At 54.2% G+C, this 4,001-nt stretch carries 5 protein-coding genes; 2 read left to right on the top strand and 3 right to left on the bottom strand.

Annotated features, from left to right (window positions below):
- Positions 1 to 22: 22 nt before the first annotated feature.
- On the bottom strand, positions 23 to 538 hold the full coding sequence (locus J2Y63_RS35250; protein WP_435269816.1) for an ORC-CDC6 family AAA ATPase: 516 nt from the start codon (positions 536 to 538) through the stop codon (positions 23 to 25).
- 13 nt (positions 539 to 551) lie between these two features.
- Entirely contained in the window at positions 552 to 1,949 is a 1,398-nt protein-coding gene (locus tag J2Y63_RS35245) for a metallophosphoesterase family protein (RefSeq protein WP_435269815.1), read from the bottom strand.
- A 101-nt stretch (positions 1,950 to 2,050) separates the two neighbouring features.
- Between J2Y63_RS35245 and J2Y63_RS35240 the strand changes: the two genes are divergently transcribed.
- Positions 2,051 to 2,578: a hypothetical protein gene (locus J2Y63_RS35240; RefSeq protein ID WP_435269814.1), complete on the top strand. Its 528-nt coding sequence runs from the start codon at positions 2,051 to 2,053 to the stop codon at positions 2,576 to 2,578.
- 250 nt (positions 2,579 to 2,828) lie between these two features.
- On the opposite strand, the gene J2Y63_RS35235 is transcribed toward J2Y63_RS35240, so the two are convergent.
- Positions 2,829 to 3,338, bottom strand: a complete 510-nt coding sequence (locus tag J2Y63_RS35235; protein ID WP_435269813.1) for a hypothetical protein — start codon at positions 3,336 to 3,338, stop codon at positions 2,829 to 2,831.
- A gap of 230 nt (positions 3,339 to 3,568) precedes the next feature.
- On the opposite strand from J2Y63_RS35235, the gene J2Y63_RS35230 reads away from it, so the two are divergent.
- Entirely contained in the window at positions 3,569 to 3,913 is a 345-nt protein-coding gene (locus tag J2Y63_RS35230) for a hypothetical protein (RefSeq protein WP_435269812.1), read from the top strand.
- Positions 3,914 to 4,001: the final 88 nt, after the last annotated feature.

Below are 4,001 nucleotides of genomic sequence, written 5' to 3'. Positions count from 1 at the left end.
CAACCCCTTGACCAAGTCCTGATCAGAAAACCATACTCAGAGGTGGCTCACTTCTCGGTGGAAAAACCGGCTCAGTTCTGCGTGGAAACCAACACGCTACGATCGAAAGCTCGCTACTCGCCGAAAGGGTCAAAATGCTCTCGACGCGCAAGGTATGAGCAGCTGAGAGCGCTTTCTCCACGGCGATTAACTCGAGCGCAAGAGAATAGAAGCGAAAGAATTCGTAGTCGGGGCGCGGCGAATCCGGAAAGATTTCGGACCAGCGCATATAGCCCATTGAGCCCGAAACGTGGTCCGGCAAGCGTATATAGACACCGATGTGGTTGAAGTCGGAGATGGTCTTCTGGATTCGCAGAGAAGGGTTGGACAGCAGATCTTCCCAGCAAATGCTCCTAAGAAGGGTGGTCTTGCCACTCCCTCTGCTTCCATAAACGAAAACTGACTTATCGGCCGCCAAATGCGCGGCTGTTGGAGTGAACCATATTAGGGGAGAGCCTGAACTCTCATGTTCCCATCGCGTCGGCCGGAAAGGGTTCACCACGGCTGCCACCCTACTTCTCCGCTCTCAAAATCCAGTGCGTCGGCGATAGATCGTAGTTGTCGATCATGATACTGCCTTCAGCCTGCAATTGCTCGACAATGATCGTCAGGCGCTGTTCGTCCAAGCCGTGCGCCTCATCGAGAAAATGTTTGGTCAGTTCGGCCCAGTATATTTGACCGACCTCCAAAATCTTTCCGTAGATAATGCCGGTGTTGCGATCGGAGCTCCGCTTGCGTCCATTGTTTAGGGCGATTGAAATCGTGTTTTCGCGCTTCAAAATCCCTGATTTGTCAACCCTATAGGGTGTGACGTGGCAGGCAAGCGCCACTGCATTCTCTCCGAACAGAACATCGATCAAATTGAAGCCTTTGGGAATATCGGGTGCGCTGATCGAGACCACGGGAAAGCCGCCTGGAAGCTGCAGCACCTCGATAGGATCCTCGTGGATGTGGCCGTGCAAATATATCACCGGCCGTCCGAGCTCGCCGAGGGCGCCACGCAGCGCGCCGCCATTAACGAGCTCAGTGTAAGGAGCGAGCCGCGGTCGTCGTTGCGGAAGCAGGTTATGATGAGCGACCAGCACTGGCATAGCGGCGCCCGAAAGGGTTTCCATTTTCGTCACAACGCTTTCAATCGTTTCCTCCGAGAACGCTGGCGTATCTAACTGGCGATCATAATACGCCTTAATCGCGGCGTCGGAGTCAGGCCCGCCCATCACCGTTTTGATTGCTGCAGCAATCTGGCTGCGAAATTCGGGCGGAATGTAGCTTTCTTCACCGCAGCCCCAGCAACTGTTGAGAAGAAAGAGCTCGATACGAGCGTTGCCTTTTTCGACTGATCGATGCATCGCCTTATTGACGGGCAAGGGGGGCAGGCCGGCACCAGTTAGGGCTTCCACCAAAGGCGTGAATTTCGTGCTGATCCCGGGTTTAAGAGCCAGGGTGCGGTTGATGTCATGGTTTCCGGGAACAATGCCGACTGGAATATCGCGATATAGACCTTTTGAGCCGAGCTGCAGTGCGCTAGCAATGTATTTTGAGCAGGCTTCATAGCCGTCGAGTTTGCCGTAATCAGTCAGATCGCCCATGAACAGGACGGCGTCAATATCCTGTTCCTTGATGATCTCAAAGATGCGCCGGAAGACGGTTTTGATTGGGCTGCGCGAAATGATGTTTTTCAGATTCAGCGGGAACGTGGTGTCCTTGTCGTCCACGAAGGCCTTGTTGCCAGCGTTGGAAACTAGGTGAATATCGCCAATCTGCAGCAGCCTAACTTTTGGTAGCACTTTATCCCCTCGCCCAGAGATTGCATATCGTCTTGGCGTACCTGTTTCAACGCTAAGTCGAAGAACGAAGAATTTTTCAGTGCAAAAGCCGAGCCGCCAATACATCGGCTCCAAAACCACCATTGCTGTTCCATTGCTAGGTGAAAGAAGAGGCGACGGGAAAAGAAAACAATGATCGACATATTCTCGTAAAAAGCAGGAAGCCGAGCAATCCTGGGGATGCAATGAGAAGATATATCGCTAACGGGCGCGACGATTTGTTTGTCAAGAAAATCGGCCGGACTACGCTCGCAGCATGGGAGCCATTTTGGGAAGTTTTAGGAATTTACTTCTCATTCAACCATCAAGAGATTGACGACGAACATCCGGAATGGAGAATGATGTGGTTGAGCCAAGTGACGTTGCTCCGCGTTATTGGTCATGTATTGGCTAAAGTTGATATCGACATCTCGGCCGCCCACAAAGTGACCATCGATGCCAAATGGGCAGAATGGAAGGCGCAGAGAGCGCACCATTGGGTGTTTTGGGACTTCATTGAGGACGAGCGCAACAATCTGTTGACGGCTTACCAATTTGGCGTCGAAGTTGATGGTCATGGCCTTTTTCATGACACTCTGGACATGGATGGTCATGAGCTTCTGCGAGAGGCTATATATTGGTGGCGCGACCAACTCGAAGAGATTGAGACGGATTTGAGTGTGCAAGTCTGTTCGTCTAACAGAGTTTTACCGAAATCGCAGGGATATCAATGAGATAACTTTGAGTTTCTCCCTCAATTGAGGGGGCGCAGGTTCGATTCCTTTCACATCACAAGATCTGATCTTGGCCTTGGGTGCGTTGTGTCGGTATTTAAAAGGCAGCTTTGCAGCAAAGCGCAGAATGACTGCTTTGCGCCCGCCATTTCGGCCACAACGACGCTCGTCGCCCTCGCTCGGAAACAGTCATCCCGCTTCATCACTTCCCCGTTGCGCAAGATGGGGACATCATGGCGCATGCAGTGCCCTATGGCAGGGCCGTCCACCCAAGGTCGGCTTCGACCCTCCGCCTGTACGGGGTGTCGATCTGCCGGGGCGCATGGCGGATATAGCGTTCGGCCTCGTCTTTCTTTGCACCTTCGAGCCCCTGTAAGTAGGAGACGACCTGCTCAATGGTCGGGGCCACCGATTGTCCGTCGAAATGCGGGGGCAGTGCCGTCCACAACACATCTTCCACGCCATGCGCGAAGGCCCAGCCCGGTAGGCTCGGCAGCGCCTCCGGCGCGGCTCCGCCCTTCGACCATGTCGCCACCCAGTCGCCGTTCTTCGTCCCCTCGCGCGCCATCAGCTGCCGTTTCGCGAGCGCCAAATCGTCCGTGTCCATAATAACCCAGAACGATCGCACCTCTGGTGCTGTCGGCTCCAGCACCAGAGTTATGCGCCCGTCGTTCGACTGGCGCGTAAATTCCACCCTCAGCAGCGGCCCATCGTCAAACCACCCTTGGCGGATAGGAAGCTCGCGTGGATCCCAGATCAACGATCCCCAACCTAGGCACGCAATCGCCATTTCTCTTCCCCCCTCCTCAACGCTCCTGAATATGTCGCACATTCCAACCTGGCCTACCACCCAGTGGCAGCGGCGGTGCTGCTGCGAGCGGCAAAGTGTTACCCAAATACCTTTGGGCTTCGCTGATCTATTTAAGGTTGCTGTTGCACAAGATACGCTTTCTCCGCTAATTGTTCAGTGAAACAATGGGGGAGGGGAGCATGGCGGTTACGGCAGCCTTTGGCTTCGATGAAAACGCTGACCTGGAGAGCAACCTCACCAAGTTCAAAATGCATCTCGGGTTGCATGACGCGGCCCTGAGCGCACAGCTCACGACCTTCTACCCGGTCCTCCGCGATGAAACCTATACGTCCTCGACCGTTTGGAATGCTATGTTCCAAGCGATCCTTGATGCGGAAGCCGCTGCCGCACAGCAAACCACTGCGCCCACGCCTGCGGCGACTGGCGCAACCGCAGCTGCGGCAGTTCCGCCCGTTGCCGGTCCCACTGGCTGGTTTCTGGAAGGTCTGAGCATTGAGGGCTTCCGTGGCATAAACAATGAATAGCCCCTAGATTTGTAGACGCCTTCTTTCCTAATTTTGAGGCAGGAAGAGCATCATGAGCAAATCGAATTTCAGCGAAGATTTTAAGCGT

Source organism: Shinella sp. BE166 (assembly GCF_051201095.1).
GTDB lineage: Bacteria > Pseudomonadota > Alphaproteobacteria > Rhizobiales > Rhizobiaceae > Shinella > Shinella lacus.
Note: the sequence above shows the minus strand (reverse complement) of the source record. Positions and strands in the feature narration are given on the sequence as shown.